13 protein-coding genes and 1 pseudogene are annotated in these 19,813 nt (G+C 32.5%); 4 read left to right on the top strand and 10 right to left on the bottom strand.

Features of this window, described 5'->3' with window-relative positions; translation table 11 throughout:
* Positions 1 to 335: 335 nt before the first annotated feature.
* The 3 genes from A6J74_RS00980 to A6J74_RS00990 form a co-directional block, all read right to left on the bottom strand.
* Positions 336 to 1,373, bottom strand: a complete 1,038-nt coding sequence (locus A6J74_RS00980; protein WP_080609232.1) for a serine hydrolase domain-containing protein — start codon at positions 1,371 to 1,373, stop codon at positions 336 to 338.
* Between the two features lie 641 nt (positions 1,374 to 2,014).
* Positions 2,015 to 3,805, bottom strand: a complete 1,791-nt coding sequence (locus A6J74_RS00985) for a helix-turn-helix transcriptional regulator (protein WP_080609204.1) — start codon at positions 3,803 to 3,805, stop codon at positions 2,015 to 2,017.
* Between the two features lie 4 nt (positions 3,806 to 3,809).
* Positions 3,810 to 4,400 carry a sensor domain-containing protein gene (locus tag A6J74_RS00990; RefSeq protein ID WP_000158811.1) on the bottom strand — a complete coding sequence of 197 codons (591 nt, stop codon included), beginning with the start codon at positions 4,398 to 4,400 and terminating at the stop codon, positions 3,810 to 3,812.
* 278 nt (positions 4,401 to 4,678) lie between these two features.
* Between A6J74_RS00990 and A6J74_RS00995 the strand changes: the two genes are divergently transcribed.
* Positions 4,679 to 6,709, top strand: a complete 2,031-nt coding sequence (locus A6J74_RS00995) for a serine hydrolase domain-containing protein (protein WP_000806257.1) — start codon at positions 4,679 to 4,681, stop codon at positions 6,707 to 6,709.
* A 226-nt stretch (positions 6,710 to 6,935) separates the two neighbouring features.
* Here the strand turns inward: A6J74_RS00995 and A6J74_RS01000 are convergent, their stop codons facing one another.
* Positions 6,936 to 7,802, bottom strand: a complete 867-nt coding sequence (locus tag A6J74_RS01000; protein ID WP_080609206.1) for a LysR family transcriptional regulator — start codon at positions 7,800 to 7,802, stop codon at positions 6,936 to 6,938.
* 314 nt (positions 7,803 to 8,116) lie between these two features.
* Between A6J74_RS01000 and A6J74_RS01005 the strand changes: the two genes are divergently transcribed.
* A complete protein-coding gene (locus A6J74_RS01005; protein ID WP_080609208.1) occupies positions 8,117 to 9,283 on the top strand; it encodes an MFS transporter in 1,167 nt (388 codons plus the stop codon).
* A 650-nt stretch (positions 9,284 to 9,933) separates the two neighbouring features.
* Here A6J74_RS01005 and nheC read toward each other — a convergent pair.
* The 4 genes from nheC to A6J74_RS01025 all read right to left on the bottom strand — a co-directional run bounded on the left by nheC (position 9,934) and on the right by A6J74_RS01025 (position 14,665).
* Positions 9,934 to 11,022, bottom strand: a complete 1,089-nt coding sequence (gene nheC / locus A6J74_RS01010; RefSeq protein WP_001039031.1) for a non-hemolytic enterotoxin subunit C — start codon at positions 11,020 to 11,022, stop codon at positions 9,934 to 9,936.
* A 276-nt stretch (positions 11,023 to 11,298) separates the two neighbouring features.
* Positions 11,299 to 12,426, bottom strand: coding sequence for a non-hemolytic enterotoxin subunit B (gene nheB / locus A6J74_RS01015; RefSeq protein WP_002154947.1), 1,128 nt, complete (start codon positions 12,424 to 12,426; stop codon positions 11,299 to 11,301).
* A gap of 54 nt (positions 12,427 to 12,480) precedes the next feature.
* The gene (gene nheA, locus A6J74_RS01020) at positions 12,481 to 13,641 is read right to left on the bottom strand and encodes a non-hemolytic enterotoxin subunit A (RefSeq protein ID WP_000709943.1); all 1,161 of its coding nucleotides are present in this window, start codon (positions 13,639 to 13,641) and stop codon (positions 12,481 to 12,483) included.
* 583 nt (positions 13,642 to 14,224) lie between these two features.
* Positions 14,225 to 14,665, bottom strand: a complete 441-nt coding sequence (locus A6J74_RS01025) for a hypothetical protein (protein WP_000289511.1) — start codon at positions 14,663 to 14,665, stop codon at positions 14,225 to 14,227.
* A gap of 227 nt (positions 14,666 to 14,892) precedes the next feature.
* On the opposite strand from A6J74_RS01025, the gene A6J74_RS01030 reads away from it, so the two are divergent.
* Positions 14,893 to 15,516 carry a recombinase family protein gene (locus A6J74_RS01030; RefSeq protein ID WP_098155624.1) on the top strand — a complete coding sequence of 208 codons (624 nt, stop codon included), beginning with the start codon at positions 14,893 to 14,895 and terminating at the stop codon, positions 15,514 to 15,516.
* A gap of 172 nt (positions 15,517 to 15,688) precedes the next feature.
* On the opposite strand, the gene A6J74_RS30585 is transcribed toward A6J74_RS01030, so the two are convergent.
* Both A6J74_RS30585 and A6J74_RS01040 read right to left on the bottom strand, forming a co-directional pair.
* On the bottom strand, positions 15,689 to 15,979 hold the full coding sequence (locus A6J74_RS30585) for a hypothetical protein (protein ID WP_080609212.1): 291 nt from the start codon (positions 15,977 to 15,979) through the stop codon (positions 15,689 to 15,691).
* A gap of 44 nt (positions 15,980 to 16,023) precedes the next feature.
* A pseudogene (locus A6J74_RS01040) lies at positions 16,024 to 16,458 on the bottom strand (RHS repeat-associated core domain-containing protein); the annotation flags it as partial.
* 809 nt (positions 16,459 to 17,267) lie between these two features.
* Between A6J74_RS01040 and A6J74_RS01045 the strand changes: the two are divergent.
* Positions 17,268 to 19,703, top strand: a complete 2,436-nt coding sequence (locus A6J74_RS01045) for a PAS domain S-box protein (RefSeq protein WP_000899496.1) — start codon at positions 17,268 to 17,270, stop codon at positions 19,701 to 19,703.
* Positions 19,704 to 19,813: the final 110 nt, after the last annotated feature.

Raw genomic sequence — 19,813 nt, forward strand, 5'->3', positions numbered from 1 at the left:
ATTATATAAAAAATACATAGTTTAAATTCTACTTTAATTAGTATATAAAAATTCCCTTGTTAGAGAGATGAGAAAAACAGAGAAATCTAGATTCTCATATTTGTTGTTTAAATAAAATCATAATATAAATAATACTTGAATAGATAGGAGTTCCCCACTTCTCTTATCTTGTACAATGTAGGGAGACATGCAAATGGATATTAACATTTAAATTCATTTTAATACCCAAAAAGGCAGGCATAAATTTATGCTTGCCTTCCGTTCTCAAAATTAAATACATCTAAAACAACGTGAGATAAAGCAAATCTAAATACTGACTTCTACCCTCTATTTTTTTACTTTTCTAAAACAATTTCTACTATTTTATTAGCATATTTTTTAGAGTCAAATCCATCATAATTACTTAGGACTACAACGGACAAATATTCTTTTGGAAACCGCATAAAGTGTGAACGATAACCCGCCCAACTTCCTGAATGTTCCAAGTACCGATAGTTAAAACCTTCAGCAAGCCTTAGCCCAAAAGCATAATCTTCATTGTCAATAATTGTATCCCCAGTTGGAGAAATTTCCGGACCTATTTCGCTCATTCTTTTAACAAGATTTTTTCCACCAACGGTACCTGTGTTTAAATTTTCTCCCCACTTTACCAGGTCTTCAACTGTTGTATGAACTGCCCCATCCCCTGTATGTTCCCAAGGGCTCTCATAGATTTTATATGTTCCTTGCTCATTCCTCGAATATCCATTAGCAACTGATATAGTAGTTGGGTAGCAATCCACAATTGTTGTGTCTTTCATGTGTAAAGGATCAAAAATACGTTCCTTTGCAAACTGACGTAGAGACTTGCCACTTACCTTCTCTACCGCTAGTGACAATAAAAAATATCCTGTATTGCTATACTCAAATTTTGTTCCAACCGGGAACCTTGCAATTTGATGACTTTTAAGGTGTTCTAGCGATTCTTTTACAGTTAATGTGTCCGTATATTTAATATTTGCTGCTTCAGCCAATTCCATATAATCAACTAGTCCACCCGTGTGATGAATTAGATGTTTCAATGTTACAGGTTCAGCATATGCACCTATAGAAGGGACAAATTTTACAATTGAATCATCTAAACTCAATTTCCTCTCTTGTTCTAAGAGTAATATAGAAAATGCTGTGAATTGTTTAGAAACTGAGGCTATATTAAAAACGGTTTTGGTAGTTATGGGTAGATTTTTCTCTATAGAAGCTAAGCCAACTGCACCTTTATAAGTTACGCCGCTATCGAAACTAGAAATATATGCAAATCCAGGAGCTTTTGATGAAAACTTTTTTAATAATTGTTTAATCGATGTATGCGTCTTTTCATTATACGAATTATTCACCTCAATCACATACCCTTCCCTTTAAATGATTAGAAATATATTAACCTGTTATCTTTTCCAATTACACATCTTACTTCAACTCAAAACGACATATGTTATATTTAACTACAATCTAGCACCATCACACTAATTTCTTTAGTTTCTAAATTCTTCTCTTTATAGAGAGCTTTAATTTAGTGAGTATTATTATCCCGAAATTTACGAAAGTCCCTCTTTCAATTCTAAAATTACTCAGGGCAACTTAATAGATATTTTCTAAATTGGGTCAATAACATCTAAATCAAAGATGTTATTGACCCAAATACCTATTTTACTTTTAGATTTAGGACCGATGTACTAACGAATATGAAAACTATTTACCAGTCCTCTGTAAAGATAGGTTTCAATAAAACATTCATCTATCCTAAACCTTATTTCAAATTTAGTTATAGTCTACAAATTTTATGGTCTTCGTCTATAGTATTTTACTTTTTCGATATGAGAATCCAAATAACCTCTTTAAACAACTTGGTTCACAAAAAAGCAGAGGCGTTCCAAATCTTTATTTTTCATTGTAGTTTCAAATGTGGGATTGGGTAGCGATGTCCTGCATCATCTGTAAGTTCCCCATTAACTTCAGCTAACTAGTTCAAGTGGGAGAGTCATGAAAGTAATCCTATATCTTTTGCCTTTTGTACGGCTTCTTCTCGATTTTTAACTCCTAGCTTCTCATAGAGATTGGAGGCGTAATTTCTTACCGTTCCGTTTGACAAGTAAAGTGTCGAAGCTATTGTTTTATAACGGCTTCCTTGTGATAGTAGTTCCAAAATCTCTACTTCTCGTTTTGTTAATCCATACTCTATTCCATCTGATCGTGATTCAAATAATCCTGTTTCTTCTTTTTCTTCCCACATCCTATGGAACAAGTCATGAGTAATCATCGTGCCTCCTCGATAGACTAGACGAATTGATTCAGCTAGTTCACGCGAATCTATGGATTTCAATACATAACCATCCGCACCATTTCGTATGATTTCTTTTGCTCTTTCTGTATTCTGGAAGGTTGACAGAATGAGTACACGAATGTCCGGCCATTTTTTCTTAATCATTTTAGTTGCATGAATCCCATCCAGATTTGGCATCTCTAAATCCATTAATACTACATCTGGTTTTAGTCTCTCGCACAATTCCAAAGCCCGTTCTCCATCTTCAGCCATTCCCACTACTTGTAAATCCTCCAGTCCACCCAAAATTGTATGAAGACTTTCTCGGATAAAAGAATGATCATCGACAATACACAGGCGAATTTGTTCGTTAGCCAGTTGTACTTGTTTCGGTAAAACACATGAAATTAATGTCCCTTCCCCTTTTTTGGAATAAACAATGACTCTTCCTTGTGACTGACTTACACGCTCTTTCATTGCAGTTAATCCAAAGCCATCCTTCCACTCTTCTACCCCACAGCCATTATCCTCTACATCCAATCTTATCTGTTGTGGTTCAAAATGAAGTGACACAATGATTTCTGTGGAATGCCCATGGCGAACAGCATTTGTTAGTGATTCCTGCAAGCTCCGATATAGTGTCATTTTTGATTGTTTGGAGACCATATACTCTTCTCCTATTATTCGAGTACGTACATTTACTTTTGCATGTTTCTTAAATTCCTCTGTCAATTGTTGTAGTGTGGTAGCTAAGGGAAGCGACTCTTGTGATAAATCTAATTGGTGTAAATACAGTCTTACTTCTTCCATACTGTTACGGGCCAATTGTAATAATGAATCTAGCTGTTGCTCTCCTTCTTTAGACTTTAATTCCACACGCAATGTTTCCATCCCCATAATAATTGAAGTATAAGAATGCCCCATCGTATCGTGTAAGTCTTTTGAGAGCCTATCACGTTCCTCCAGTAATGTAATCCGCTCAACTTGGGATACGTATTGTTCCAATACATGTTTCTGGTTCCGAATAATTTCACTTTGACGGTAATTAATAGCCAGTAAACGAAAGAAAGAGCCCATAGCAAAAGCTAAACTGAGTTGTAGGATGATTACCCATAAATCTGTCACTTCGGAAAATATCGCAATGAGCAACGGGAACAAAATAATTGTGATAGGACCCGACCAGCGGTAAGATTTATGAACGCTATTTGCCGCAATCATAAAAGTTGGCATTAAAAAAGCAAGATACGCTAACGGAAATAATAAAGTTAAATAGAAACAAACTCCGCCAAATAATATTATTTCAGTAAATAAATAATAGCGATAACTGAACATTAAACAAATCCAAGGTACTGAAAATGAAACGACTTCCCAAAGGATTATGATCCAAAGTGGTACTGTCAAATAATCTTGTTGTTGGATAGTCGTTGATATCAATGATAGCCAAACAATAAAGCGTATACAAAGTAAGGCCCAATCATACCAAAACCATAGTTTTAAAGTCTTAAACAAATTATCACTCCTTTATAGCTTTAAACATGAAACGCGTGTACATTCCAATAATTCGAACTAAGTCGTTTCCAATAAGATTATGTATCCAGATGAGAATGAAACCAACAATCATGACAAAAATTGCTGTCTCCCATGAATTCACAGCAATGCCCAATAAGTATATATTAAAATATTGAAAAAGTAAGGGGGTAACGATACATACTATTGGCATTACATACAGTAAAACAGCACATATAAGACTCATTATTCCGACAAAAATTTTCTGCATGAGCCAAAAAATAGCCCTCCAGTTGCTATTATTAAGGATTGTATCTCTCGCTTTAATCCATTTATCTCCCTCCTCTTTTTTTTGTGGTTCGAATAACTCTATCGATATATCTGTATAAACCTTCGTCTGAATACGTTCATACTGAACAAACGTGTGAGTTGTTTGTAGCACCCAAGCCAACAAGGGAATACCCAAAAAGATAATCGTCATTACTAATGCAAATGTAATGCTGACCAGATAGAAACAAAAGTAAAAGAATCCGGATACAAAGGTAAATAACAAGAAATAAAAATCTTGCAAAGTTTTTTGAGCTGATGCTTTTGTCATTAAAATCTCTCCTCCTCATTCATTGCTAATGTGTTAAAAGCTACTTTTTGATTCTAAGTATTTTTCTGTCACATACGGTAGTGTCAAAATGTCATGGTTTCTATGACATAGCTATTAATACAGCCGGATCCCACTCAATTTTTGTTGTTCTTTATAAATATGACAAAAGTTCACTATCGACTATGACTCGCCGCTTGCTACACTCTGTTCATACACTAACGAGCCACTAACTCGTTGTGCTAACAAAAAATCCTAATCAAATAAAGGAGCGTACAAAAATGAAACAAGCAATTAACAAATTGGGGATCGTTGCAATTCTTCTTTCTTCTTCAACCATGATTTCTGCGTGTTCCCAACAATCATTAGAAGCTGGAAAATCAAAATCCTCGGCAGTCACGACCGATGTTCAAATGATGAAAGCACCCAATAATAAAAAAGAAGTAGAATCTTTTGCTGATCCGTTATTTGAGGAAAAAATGAAGAAGTACAATGTAAACGGTTCTAGTTTTGTCGTCGTTCATGATGGAAAGGTCGTCGTCAATAAAGGGTATGGGTATGCTGATATAGAAAAGAAAATTCCCGTCACTAAGGACACGGTCTTTCAAATCGCTTCAGTCTCAAAAACTTTTACTGCCTTAGCTGTGATGCAGCAAGTTGATAAAGGAAAGCTTAAACTAGATCAAGATGTACAACAATATCTAGGTGGATTGAAAATACCTAATAAAACAGGAAAACCCCTTACCTTGTTTGATATGCTCACTTATACCAGCGGGATAGATTTTCCCGATCTCACAACAATAACTGGACCTGAATACGTTCATAATAGTATACCGATGAATGAATTTTTCTCTAAACATATGCCAACGGTGGTGCGGCCACCAGGGGAAGCTTATACGTATGACAATGTCTCATTTGCGCTCGCAGGGTTTGCAGTAGAAAATGTTACTAGCACCCCTTTCTCAAAATACATGGAAAAGAACATTTTCAAACCATTAGATATGAAATCTACAAGTATGAGCTTTACGTCTGATCTTCTCAAAAGAATGGCTACACCTTATGGTCCCGCCGGCGATCCGATCCCAATAAGTGGGAGCGGTTTAAGGGATGCACCACAAGGAGGCATTTTATCTACTGCGGAAGACATGTCAAAATACATGATTATGCAACTACAGAAAGGAAAGTTTAAAGACAAAGAAATTGTAAGTGAAAAAAGCATGGATATGATGCATGCCTATCAGGTATTTGATGATAAGACGATTCCTATTGCGACAATTGGATTTGAAACGCCTTTTAATGAATTTGCTAACGGTCAACACGTTGTAATAAAAGGGGGAAGCATGCCTGGACAGCAATCATTGTTGATTTTAGTGCCTGAGCAAAAAACAGCATTCTTCATGTCTTACAATAATGATTCAATGATGAGCATAGACGTGTATGAAGCTCTTATGGATCACTATTTCCCTGCTAAGAAGAATGAAGTAAAAACAAGTTATCTCCCGTTAGAGGAGAAAGAATCCCATAAATATTTGGGTTTGTACCAAAACACACGTTTAGCTGCAATTCGCACCCACTTTACCTATGAAAATGGGAATTTGGTCATGGAAGGTGGAACAACTGGAAAACAAGTTCTCAAAATGATTCATCCATTGTTATTTGAAGATTCGGAAGGCAACAAAGTTGCTTTCAAAAAGAATTCGGCTGGAGAAATCGCATATTTTCACTACAACTCTCCTAAAAATCTAGGTTTTATGGCTGATGCACAAAAAATTCACACCAAACCGTCTTTAGCGGATGTCCCGCAAAAAAGTAACTATAGAAGCCATATCAATAATCTTTACGCTTTAAACATCATGGATGCTAAAAATGGTAATTTATTTGATCCAATGGGCACTATGACACAAGGAGAATTTGCTGATTCCTTGTTGCGTGCACATGGATGGGGTAGTTTGCCAGATGAATCCAAAGAGGCCAAAGATAAAATTACAATAGGCATTCATGGGTATGACCGTACGGCTCCGATTACCCGACAGATCGCAGCAACCATGATTCAAAACGTAAAGCAAATTCAAGACTTGAAACCGATTCAACCTGATAAAGCTATTAAAGTTAAATTACTTGATGCCGCAGATGACTGGGCAGTCCAATCGATTCAAGCACTTGCCTCCCAAGGAATTCTAGACCCTGATACTTCCATCAATGCTGACGGATCCTTTAACTTCCGTCCGAAGGATTTGTTACTGCGTCAAGAAGCAAGTGCCTTGCTGGATCTAGCTTTTGGCTATTCTACATTGCCTATTAAACGACAATAGATATTCATTCTAATTTGAATCATAAAAAAATTGGGAACCTATTAGGAAATATGATAGGTTCCTATTTTGTTATATAAATAATTTCAACTTTGATATAAGGGTTTAATAATGCCAATTAACCGAGAAATATATCCACTTCCCTACCTTAAAATCATTCTAGAATTGTGAAATAAACCGATTCAAAAACAATTACTTTTGGACGATTAGGATAAAAATAGCAAGGAACTTATTTTAAGTTCCTTGCTATTTTTATGAATTCCTGAACATAATAACCTTCTGCTTGTTTTAATTCTGTAGAAGGTTTATAAGATATGTATATATTTCTATAATGTCGCTCCGGTAGTTCATATATTTTTATATTATCACATGATTTTAAGAAAAGCCTTGGTCCTATTGAAATACCTATTCCTAAATCAATCATTTTCACTATCGTATTGCAGTCACTTATATATGAATGAATCTTAGGCTCTATACTTTGCTGATTAAAAAATTTCTCAACTTGATTTCTGTATGGTGCTACTGGCATAATAATATTATTTTGATCAAAGAAATCCTTTAAAGGGCAATCTACTGGAATTAACTTTAAGTCCTTTGGTGTTGCTATAACTAACTCATCTTCTAAAAATAGTACTGACTCACATCCGAATCCCTCGTTAATTGTAAAGCCAAGGTCAATTACTTTATTTATAATCCATTCTTGGATTTCATCATAAGTCCCCTCAAACACTATAATTTCAAGAAACGGATACAATTTATTAAATTCTTTCATAATTGGAGGTAATATATGCTTTTTTACACTTGTAAAGGCCCCAATCTTCAGTGTTTTAGGCAATAATTCATTATTAAAACTAGTCTCTATTAATTTACGGTTTATTTTTAATATCTGACCAATATACTCATAAGCTTTAGTGCCATGAGGAGTTAAAGTAATTGTCCGACCAGTTCTTAGGAATAAAGACGTTCCTAATTCCTTTTCTAAGCTAGAAATTGCATGGCTTACTGCAGATTGCGTCATGTTTAATTTTTCGGCAGCCTTTGTAAAACTCCCCGTTTTAATTACTGATTCAAAAATTTCATACTTAATAATACTCATGAGTTTTATTCATCCCTTGCATTAATATTATTCATTTTATTTAATCCCAGTCATTAAGTATACTAATATTAACATATTGAAGCTAGACGAGTAATGATTATCAAATGTTATATTACCTTAATTTAATCTGTAGATTTTTTAATTACTAAGCATTCTTCAATAATTTATATATAACTTAATTATTATAATCGGAAATAATATCTGTATAGATATACATATAAATATATTAATTCTGTATCGTTATAGACCTAGCATCTATGGTGTATAAGATTGATAATTTATTTTATTCTTAACAATGTAAAGGTGGAAAAACTATGAAAAAGGTTGTTTTTTTAGCTATTGGTATGTTTGCCTTGGGATTTGATGCTTATATTATTGCTGGGCTTGTCCCTGGAATTAGTGATACCTATCAAAAAAGTGCATCTCAAGTTGGGCAAGCGGTAAGTATATTTACATTATGTTATGCAATATCCGCTCCACTATTTGCTTCTCTCTTAGCAGGTAAACCTATAAAAAAAGTTCTATTGACTTCAATAATTATATTTGGTCTTGCAAATGCATTAACTGCAGTATCTCCAAACTTTTCGGTATTCTTAATATCAAGGGCAATTGCTGGTGTTGGTGCTGGATTATTTTCTCCTTTAGCTGTTGCAGGCTCAACTATGTTAGTGCCTGTAGAAAAGAAAGGACGCGCACTTGGCTTAATAATCGGTGGCATGAGTATGGGAACTGTATTAGGTGTTCCTATAGGTCTTTATATCGCGGACAAGTTTGATTGGCAATCAGCAATATGGTTTGTTGTACTACTTAGTTTAATTGCTGCTATTAGTATTCTTAAGTTTCTACCACATGTTCCAGTCACAGCACCACCTGCTATGAAAGAAAGACTTGCAATGTTTTTAGATAGAAGAGTTACTATCACTGTTTTAATAACATTTTTTGCAAGTATTTCAAGTTTAGGTTTATATACCTATCTATCGCCATTATTACAAGATCTTGATAACTCAAGTGATTTAACAATTTATTTATGGGCTTGGGGATTGGGTGGATTATTTGGAAGTATAACAATTGGATATTTAATTGATTACTTCAAAAAACCAAAAACTTTAATGGCTCTTATTTTAATTATCTTAACTGTCTCAGTTGTATGTATTCCTATAATGATTAATCTAACAATTATAAAGTACTTACCATTTTTCATATGGGGAGCAATGGGATGGGCATCAGGAGCACCACAGCAACATATTTTATTATCCTATCAACCTAAACACGGAAGTACAGCTGTGGCCCTTAATAGTTCGATTAACTATCTAGGGAGTTCAGTAGGTGCCATATTAGGTGGAGTAGTAATTTCTCTTGGAATGGGGACTATGGCTCTAATCTACTTTGCGATAATTTCTATGATTATTTCATTATGCCTACAATTTTATAGCATGAGAAATAATGTCTTTAAAATAACTACTACTAAAAAAGCTGTTTAAAATAAGTCTATTACAATTATAAAACATAGAAATGGCATTAATTATTCTGTATCTTTTTATAGAGAAACAAAAAGAAGGCGGTTCTTTTAAAACCGTCTTCTTAAAATAGTAATACCATCTTTCATATAGCTAGTTATTTAATGTTTTCTTTTATTAGATATTTAGGTTAAACAATTTATATTTCTATCATTCTCTATTATTTCATATTCATCTGAAATAATATTTTTATTCCATCGCACTTGTAAAATAATACCATTTTTACATTAAATTCAATATTTTATCTAGTCACCCTCAAAAAACAGACCCTCAGATTCGCATGTATCAGGTTTTAAACAACAAACCAATAAAAATACATACAAAACAACTTAAAGGCCTAATTCAAGTTGTTGAGGTACTTAAAAATAAATCTACTGTTTTCATCCGGTTTTGTTAAGCAATTTCTATATACTATATGCTAATCTCTCAATTTTTTATCTTGGATCTCTTCTAAGTCCTTTTTGTATCCCTTTTCTTTTGCTACATGATTCATTATTAATAATGTCTCCTACATTTCAAAAACCTGAAACAACTAAACTATCTTTTCTATATAACGTATATTTTGTAATTTTACACGTATTCAGTAGCAATCCGGTCCTTCCTATTTGTACAATCTATTTATTTTGTGCAATCTTAGCACCTTCATATAATTTATCCGTATAATTTTTAAGGTCCTGCCAATTATCCTTCGCTGTATTCAGATCTGCTCTTATAATCTCATCAAACAAGTCTAGACTAATGTTGTCAACACTGTCAATCAATGATTTATATTTTTTCCCCACTGTCCCCCACTGAGTCTTTATATTTTCAAGAGCAGTAACAGCTGTACCGACTGTTGCGGCCATATGTTCCGTTTTATTTTTGGCATCAGTCAAAATAACTACTTCTGCCTCTGCTCCAGAAATTCTGGACTTTAATTGTTCTATTTCTTGTTGTGCAGATGCGATATTCTTGTCAGTAGTGACAATCAATGGTATACCAATCGGAGGCATAAATACAGATAAAGCTATATAGCCACCACGTTTATCGTAGTTTTCTTTAATTGTATTATTATAATTCTCAATTCGTTGTTGTAGAAGCGGAATACCAGCGTTCGTACTTTCTAGAATATCCTCCAATTGATTGAAATCTTCCTTGAAATTTCTTGTATCTTCTGCTATTTCACCTTGAAAATTCTTCAATTTTTCTAAAAGTACATCTAACTTTTGACTATTGTACAAAATACTATTGTACAAATTTTCTAGTTCATATTTTAATTTCTCTGTATCTTTTTGCTCTATAGCAGTTAGTAAAAGCTTATAACTTGCTTGAAACGTATCATTATAACTTACAATATTCTGATGCGTGTACATAATACGAGTTTTAAAATACATGAACCAAAAATCGGCATTTTCTATTGCATCCCGCTGATGCTTAATCATGTTTGCTTGTAAATCACCATTTATAGAACTTATTTTACTTAAATCTGTCAGCTGTTGATTACTGATTGTATTGGCATATGAATCCATTGTAAGGATATTTGCCACCATTTGTCCCATTACTTCTTTAAATTCACCAGGACCAAGGGAATAGTTCTTCAAACTTTCTTGCTGTTGGGACACAGTTTGTTCTGCTGCCAAAGTATGAAGTGGAATCACATTACTCGCTGCCATTCCCGTAATGATTGTTGACAAAATAATTTTCTTATATAAATTCTTATTCATCTTTTTCACCTACTTTTTCACATGTATCACATATTTTATTAAATTCATAAGCTTCTATTCTTTACTTCAAATAAATTACGATGATTTCAAATAAAACAACATATTAAAATAGAGATTCTCGTACTTTCTTATTCTATACTCTTTATTAAGTTTCATAACTATATAGGAAGTCTCCTGCTCAAACTTGAACAGGAGACTCACATTATGTGTTCTTCAAAATGGAAACTGAGTATATTATATTTTTCATTACTTCGGCAATTTCTTGCTGTAATTTTATTATTTCAAGAACGAAATCTCACTACTTTGAATATTATCAGCATACTTTCTAATCTGTTCCCAATGATCCTTCGCTGTATCCAGATCTGCTGTTATATCCATAGCAAGGAATTCTGGGTCAACAGCTTTAGCACTCTTAATCAATGAGTCATATTTTGTTCCCATTCCATCCCACGCAGTCTTTATATTTTCAAGAGAAACAATAGCTTTATCAATTGTATCTGTTAAATTTTTAATATCACTTTGCACTATCGTTAACCTAGCTGACTGTAGTTGCGCCATTGAAATATTTTGTGTTAGCGTTATAATTTCTTCTTGTGCCTTGATTATCTGCTGCTGCGATGAAACTACTCCGTATATCCCGCCTCCTAATATAGGTGCACCAAGGGGCGCAAAAGGTGAAAGAACTAAATATGCACCAGCAGCAGTTGCAACCGACGATGCAATATAAATTTTGTTATTCTCATCGATTAATGCTTTATTTGTTTCGATTTGTTTCTGAAACAGTGGAATTCCAGCTTCTTGACCAGTTAAAATATTTACGATTTCTTCAGAATTCCCTTTTAAATTTTGTGTATCTTTTTCTAATTTGCCGCGAAAGCTTTTTAAATCCTCCACTAATTTGGTCACTTGATCTTTATTCTGTGAAATTTCACCATTCAATTTTGTAAGCAAAGCTGTTAGTTTGACTGGATCATTTTTATATTGTAATAAATAACCAGAATAATTTTGGAATTTTGTATCATAACTGATAATATTTTGATTCGTCGTAACTATCCCTGATTTCAAATTATTTAACCAGTATGTTGCATTTTCTCTAGTAAGCTTTTGGTTGGCTTTAATGGCTGTTTTTAAATTATCGCCAACTGAAGGTAAACCATCCAAATTAATATCTGCTTGTTTAAGAATAGTTAAAGCATACAGGTCCATTACCAACATATTGGATTTAGTATCCTTCATCGCATTATCAAGCCCTGTTGGTCCAAGGTAATAACTAGGGTATTTAAGGTCTTGATTTGCATAAATAGGTGCTGGTTCCGCTGCCGAAGCATATGATGGCATAATGCCACCCGCTACGATTGTTGCTATTAATGTAGATAAAGCCATTACTTTATAAGGTTTTTTCATCACATTTTTCTCTCCTTACATTATTAAGAATTTCATTTCTGAATTTTGCAAATTTTATCCTGTTACTTTTATTTTTGTAACACTCTCTTGATATTCCGTTGTTTGTTTTTTCAGTTCATCCGTAAACTGTTTAAGCTCTTTTAATCGTGCTTGTAATGAATTTGAATCTATTTTTGCATCAGTATTAAGACTTGTCCCCGTTTCAATCATTATGATATTAAAGGTGTCCCAACTACTTACTAGATTGTCAAAACTCTGAGTTTGCTTTTTAACTGTTCTTGTAAAGTTATTTAATTGCTGCTCAATAAGTGTCATTTGAGTTGCTTGCACTTCAATATTCGATAAATTTTGTACCAATTGAATTAGTTTCTGTTGCTTTTGAGCAATAGCTTTATTCAGTTCTGTTACTTTATCATTTGTGAGTTGTCCATATTGGTTATAAATCGCTTCCAAATTAGACACGTCTACAGTTTTATCCTTAACTCCGTCTTTCAAAATATTAATAACCGACTTTGTAATATTTAAAGAACCGTCTAGATTTTCTTTTGGTAGAGCTAGAAGTTTTTCAAAATCTTCTTGAATGCCTGCATTAAGTTGTCCCATTTCCGTTCTTAATTTTTCAATGTCTCCGTCGGAACCCTTATAAGATTCAAACGCTTTGCTAACTTTACTAGAAAATTTATTACTATCTTCAACCAATTCGTTTTTAGAATCGTTTAAGTCTTCTGAAGTTATTTTCATATTATACTGAATTTTTTGAACGTCACCTTGAAGTAAGTTAAAAATACGTACAAATAATGCTCTTGCTTCCGGATCTTCATTCATCTTTCCAGATAATTCAACTAATTTATTGTAGTAATTTGTAAATCTTATTCCGAAACTCTGTATCTCTTGATTTACAACGGATAATTTGTGGTTATTTACATCCAGGCAGTCTCGAACATGGTTTCTTACAGTGCCTTGATCAGTTGTTATTCCATATATAGTACTTACATCAAGATCTGGTTGCTGTAATATGATTAGCCCATATCCTTGAATTAATGGCGTCTGTGATCCTAAGTTCGTAATCGAATTTGATAACCTATCCATAGCGGGTCCAAGTATACTACTTGGTTGTAAATAAGTTGTATTACTTTCTGCATAAGTATTTACAGGTGAGAAGCAACTTGTAGATACTGCTGTAACTAATAACCCTGCGACTAACGCTTTTTTCATGGTGATCCCTCCCATTTATTGGTGCCTTTTGATAAAATAGTTGGACTAAATTTTAATTAATCTGAAATCTAACATTGTAAATATTAATCTATATAGATTATTTTAAAGATGAGTTTTTAGGAATATAAATATAGATTGTAAACATTTGTACATAATGCCCTACTATAAACTTATTTCCTAAGTCATTACATAAAAGGCATATACGAAGATAATCTTGATTTTATATGTCTTAAAATGTAACTAACATCTTGTGCCCTTATTAAAACATCAAATTTTCATTGCGTATATAGTAAAATTTTGTTGATTTTTGTATAATTTTGTCCTTTTTTGTTTTTTTATCTTAATTATTTGATATGTGTAGAAATTAAAATACTATACTTCTAAAATTGCTATGCAACTTCACTACTATAATTAAAATAATTATAATTTAATAGTACTAATAAAAAGGTACTTAATTTAATTTAACTAGGTGAATTTTCATTCCAGAAAAATTATTTCAGTATAACTTTTCAATACTTTTCGCTTATTTCTTCCTCTATATGGATATGTAAAATTGCATATCTATATAGAGGGAAGTTAACTATTATATATACATAGTCATAAGGGTTCTGTTGCAAAGTTTTTGGAGCTGAGCTAGATCAATTTTCAGAATCATTTCCTTTTTTGTCTTTTTAGGTTCTGGAGTTGGGGATAATAATTTTTCTTTTAAATTCTTTAAAACCTTCTCTCTCTTCTCTTTTAATTCAGGCTCTCTCCACCAACGTTTTAAATCTGATTTATTATCAATAATATTAATTGCTTTTTCTTTAACCAGAGGTTCCAGTCTTCCCATTTCCCATTGGATTGCCGCTAAGGCAATCCAAAAAACATTTTCTTCATATTTTCTTAATGATGGAACATATTTGCTTATCAATATACTAGTAGCTTCCTCTAAACTATATCCATCACTTATTAAATTTTGAAAATCAAACTTTATATCTTCAGATAAATCATCTTCAAAGATACCTACTCCTGATACATACATTTTCTAGCCTCCTCTATTTCCTTTTAACCATGAATTGTGTAGCTTATTCCATTTCTTTTTAACATCTTTAACACTTTTTTAGAAGCACCTACTTTTCCAGTTCGAGCACTTTTATAAAAGTGCCAATGCGCTCTCCCTTAACAGGTATATTTTTATTTCTTACTAGCATTCTATCTTTTAAAATTTGTTTCCTCACAAATTTACTATTTTTAACGTAACCTACCTTAATAAGAAAATTCTTTTATATTAGAGTAAGTAGTAAAGATCAATCTATTAAGGGACAATTTGCAACCGCAACAGAGATAAGTATTCCTGAAGAATACATCTTTATAGAAAGAGCAAGTGGAAAAGATTTTAAACGTCCTGAATATCAACTTATGAAGCGTATGTTGAGAAATGGAGATATTTTATATATTCAATCACTAGATCGTTTGGGAAGAAATAAACAAATGATTTTAGACGAATGGCAAGAATTAATTGAGGAAAAAGAAATTGATATCGTTGTGTTAGATATGCCCCTTCTTAACACCATGAAATATAAAGATTTAAATGGAATTGAAACCCTTATTTCAGATTTAATTTTGCAGTTATTAAGTTATATGGCTGAAGATGAAAGAAAAAGGATTCGTGAACGACAAAAAGAGGGAATTACAATTGCACTTCAAAAAGGTGTTAAATTTGGCCGCAAAAAAGTTGAAATTGATGATAATTTTATAGAAACTTATCAAGAATGGAAAAATCATAAAATTACTGCAGTAGAAGCAATGCAAAGAGTAGGAATGAAGAGTAATACATTTTATAGAAGAGTCAAAGAATACGAATATAACTTAGAAAAAAGCAAGCTTCCTTAAAAGGCAAGCTTGCTTTTTTTCTAATTCCCCCTTTTCAAAGGGATGGGATAAGCACCATAGTTGAATTCTAGTTAGTGACAAATCTCTAATCTAGTTGGATGTTACAAAACTTAGCAACATAATTTTTATAACCATACAATAGTATAGTGTTCCACTTCTAGTTCTACGTTATTTAATTACGGGATAACTCATAATCAAATATAAAACAATAAATTATCGTAAAGATTACTAAACTAACATACTGTACTGTGAGAGGAATATCTGTTAGTACTGATGTTAAAATATTTGTAAAAGTAACAATAATAAGTAAAGCGAGTACGGATACCATAAGTACTGCTGATAAAAAGAGTCTTTGCTTTATACACTTAAGAATCAAACCTAACCCTGCTAATATTAAAATTATCCGTATTGGATATTTTAATATTAGTGGAAACAAATTGTCTATAACATAAATATTTATCATTTATATTTACCCTATCACTTTCTTCACTTAGATTTTTTATTATTTTAACGATAACTTTTATACGCTTTTTTATATCCCTTATATGCCGCCGATCCAAAAGTATAAGCATCTTCTATTAACCCAACGCCCCAAAACACTTTAAATCCTACTTTAAGTCCAGCCTTTCTAGCAGCTTTATTTACGTAGGCTTTATTATAAGCTGGCCTGTTCTGTTTTTTATATTGAAATTTCCCTTTAGAATATCCAATAGAGAACCCCACTGATAAGGATAAGGCCTTCCCAATACTAGCATAACTTTGATAAACAGCCTTAGCACCTGCTTTAGCACCGGCCTTCGTTGCATACCAAATACGTTTTCCTTTCTTTTTCCATGCTTTATGCCCATCCGGATCAATCTTCATTACAGGATTATTATCTGCATACGTATATCCATTTTGTGTAACAGGATCATCTTCATCACCCGGATCTGGATCTACTGATTTCGCAAATGTTACAAAATCCATTCAGTACATTTTAATAAGAAACTTTTCATATATTAACGTAAAAGATTTATTTAGCAGTTAATTTGATGTCGAATTTATCAGAATTTTGTATTTTTTTGTTGTTTTATCTTGTTATTGATGTTAAACTTATACTTACAAAGAAAGAGATTAAATAGGAAACTTCGCTTTATAAATTTTCTGATTTTTCAGTCTTTACCTATTTTACTCCACTCCGTTAGATTGGCATGTTTGTGTATTCCTTCCCTACTCTTTCTTTGTTGTACCCTTCATAAGAAAACAATTTGTTCCTATCCAAGTTGTTTTCTTTTTTTTATACTTAGTTTATTATTTTTATTAATACAGAAAATATTTCGGACTAATCACCACTTAACATTCTAGTTCAATGTTTGAAGTGGGAGATTGTTAGGTACTGAAAACTTATTGGTTTCTAGTTCATTAGGCTATTCCCGTAGTTCCTACGGCCAGGAGACGACTGTCCCCCATCTTTTAAGCAATTACTATTTCTTATCGCCTATTTAAATAGATACAAAACTTATACACATTATTTACTAACATGGGTTGTAGATGCCCTGATTATATATCCTTATTAGCATTCATTTCCTATCTAAAATTAATGTTTCTTACATTTAATATTTTAGTGAAGGATCTATTGTTGGAAAAAGATAAAAAAGAACTGAATTTTTATCAATACTCATTTCCCTTTTCCAAATAACAAGTCTAATCACCGCATAATTCATAGAATTTCCTTTCTATTTTTCAATATATTTACTAAGGGGGAATATGGCATGCTTTTTACAGGGTTCATCATTAATCTATCTATTTTTGCATTCTTAGTTAGTACATCTATTTTTATTCAAGTATTTATAAGTAAAGTAGATTCTAAATCATTTCGTTTATTTTGTGGTATTTACGCAGGTATCATAGCTGCCATTTTAATGATTTTTAATTTTAAGCACATGGGATTGTTTTACGACCTGCGAGTCGTTCCACTAATTATTTCTTTTATTTATTTTGGTCGTACAGCTGGTTGGATTACATTAATGTTTATTTTATTTATGCGTATTTTCTACCTTGGTGGTGATTGGGGACCAGCTTTAATAGCATCTTTAGGAATAGCTATTATATATACTATATTCAAAACATATCTAAAAAATATCCATCCTTTTAAAAGCGTTTTTCTTTATCTAGCTGCTTATCTAGTTATAATTCATGTTGTATTTGGATTCTTTTTTCCTTCTATACCACTTATACTTCTTAACATCCAAGGTACATTTTTTATATCATGCGGACTCTTAATTGGTATTTTTCTTATGGAGTCGTATCAAAAGTTATATGTTTTAACACAAAATTTAGCCAAAGCGAATGAAACATTACTAGAATCAAAGCGAGAATTAAAGGATACTGTACACCAATTGCAAGGAGGTATTTTTAAATTCGAAAAAGTAGGGGGGAATTTTGTCCATACTCTATGTGATGGACAATTATTTTATCAAAACGGGTTTCACTCTCAGCAAGTCGTAGGTAAATGTTTATCTAATATAGATGCTTCAATTATTCCATTTCATTTAATTCCTCGACTATTAAAATATTATCAACAGGCATGGGATGGTGAAGAAGTAACTTTTGAACTACCATGGCCAAATGATGAGGCTACGATACTTTTCTCTCTTAGACCTGTTAAAAGAGGGGGAACAGTGGTTGAGGTAGTTGGTTCTACTGTTGATATAACGAAAAGAATAAATGCGGAAAATGAACTGAAGGTTACCAAAGAGCGACTAGAATCATTTATTAACCATAATGTAGATGCTATCACTATATTTGATTTAGATGGGCATATGTTACAAGCGAATAAAGCTTATGAGAGAATATTTGGTTGGTCAGAAAAAGAATCTGTAGGAAAAAAATTACCTTGCGTGCCTGAATTTTTAATAGATCAAACTTTAGAATATATAAACCACATTAAAAATACCAATATGAATGACCCAATTCTTACCCGTTTTGAAACTGTTAGACAAAGAAAAGATAAAACTTTAATTGATGTAAGCCTGACAATTTCGCCTATTTTAGATTTTAGAGGTAATGTAATTGCTTTATCAGGAATTTGTAGAGACATTTCTGAAAGGAAACAAGCAGAAAGAAAACTGCATCAATTACACCAGCAATTAAGTGACAGTGAAATGAAATACCGTGCACTCATCGAACAAGCAACTGATGCAGTATATGTAGTGGAACTGAATGATAATGAATTACCAACTCGCTTTATCGAAGTAAATCCTGTTGCGTGTAAAAGATTTGGATATAGTAGAGAAGAACTTCTTTCGATGTCTTTCCCTAGTAACGTTCTACCAGATTCTCCAATGGTCCAAAGAATCATAGAAAAAATTAGAGAAGGGCAAACATCTTTTACATTACAAGATGAATTTGTTTTTCCTAGAGGAAAAACCCTGACAATTGAATTTTCTATTCGTGTGTTTAACTTGAATGGCAAAAAAGTTTTCTTAAGCATCTCTCGAGACATCACTGAACGGCTAAAAACAGAGGAATTATTACGAAAATCGGAGAAACTTGCTGTAGTAGGTCAATTATCCACTGCAATTGCTCATGAAATTAAAAATCCTTTAACAGCAATGAAAGGATTCATGCAGTTATTACAATCACTGGGAAATAAGGATACCGAGCATTACATAGATATAGTGTTATCAGAGATTGAACGTATAGATAGTATTACTAGCGAATTTATGACATTAGCAAAACCTGAGGCATTAGAAATTAAAACTAATGACCTGAATGTATTAATGAAGCAAGTTGTAATGTTACTTGAACCTCAAGCGACAATGAATTGCATACAAATTAAAACTCAGTTTACATCTGATACTTCATTCATACTTTGTGAATGTAATCAATTAAAGCAAGTTTTTATAAATATCTTAAAAAATGCAATTGAGGCAACTTCAATGGGAGGGGAAATATTGATTCAAATCGAATATGCACCTGATCAAAATCAAGTAAACATTCGATTTACTGATTATGGGTGTGGAATTGAACAGGAACGTATACCTTACCTAGGAGAACCATTCTATAGTCTCAAAGAAAATGGTATCGGTTTAGGATTAATGATCTGTTATAAAATTATTGAGAAGCACCAAGGAAAGATATTTATTGAAAGTGAAGTAGGTAAAGGAACAACAGTCAATATAGATCTACCTATATCTACTCTCTGAGGGTGGATTAAATGAAAGTAAACACAAAAAACACAATTAATTATACAAACTTAAGAGATCTAAAATTAAGACCCACACATTTTGATTAAACTTTTTTCAAAATGTGTGGG

The organism is Bacillus sp. FDAARGOS_235, assembly GCF_002073415.2.
GTDB classification, from domain to species: Bacteria; Bacillota; Bacilli; order Bacillales; family Bacillaceae_G; genus Bacillus_A; species Bacillus_A toyonensis.